The sequence below is a fragment of the Microbacterium sp. Y547 genome (assembly GCF_057669785.1).
This window is the reverse complement of the sequence record NZ_JBYHFN010000021.1, coordinates 1-588: the sequence shown is the minus strand read 5'-3', so window position 1 is coordinate 588 and position 588 is coordinate 1. Positions and strand designations below refer to the sequence as shown.

Sequence of the window (588 nt, the reverse complement as noted above, 5' to 3'; positions counted from 1 at the left end):
GTCAAGCCCCAATGCGTGGTGTAGCCGTTGGTAATCCTTCTGCTGTTGGTTAGGCGCTGAGTTCGAGGATGGTGTCGGTGTTCACCTCGCTCCCTGTGTCGGGGACGAGGGTGAGGCGGGACTTGGCGAGGATCTCGAGGCCGAGGTAGCGGCGGCCTTCGACCCATTCGTCGGTCTGCTCCGCCAGGACCGCGCCGACGAGGCGGATGATCGCGTCACGGTTGGGGAAGATGCCCACGGAGTCGGTGCGGCGGCGGATCTCGCGGTTGAGGCGCTCGTTCGGATTGTTCGACCAGATCTGCTGCCAGAGCCCGTCGGGAAACCCGGTGAACGCGAGGATGTCCGCTCTGGCGGCGTCAAGGTGCGCGGACGCGTCGGGGAGCTTCTCCTCGACGTAGTCCAGGAGTCGGTCGAACTGGGCGTTGACCGCGTCGGCGTCGGGTTGGTCGTAGACGGAGTGGAGCATCGCTTTCACCGCCGGCCACATGCTCTTCGGCGTGACGCTCATCAGGTTCGCGGCGTAGTGGGTTCTGCAGCGTTGCCAGACCGCTCCCGGGAGGTTCGCTGCGATCGCTTCCACGAGCCCGG

The 588-nt window shown here is 65.8% G+C and carries 1 protein-coding gene; it reads right to left on the bottom strand.

What is annotated here, in order from left to right:
• Positions 1-49: 49 nt before the first annotated feature.
• Positions 50-588: transposase (locus AC25Y0_RS12960; RefSeq protein ID WP_488134786.1), on the bottom strand; the 539-nt coding region annotated here is incomplete at its 5' end.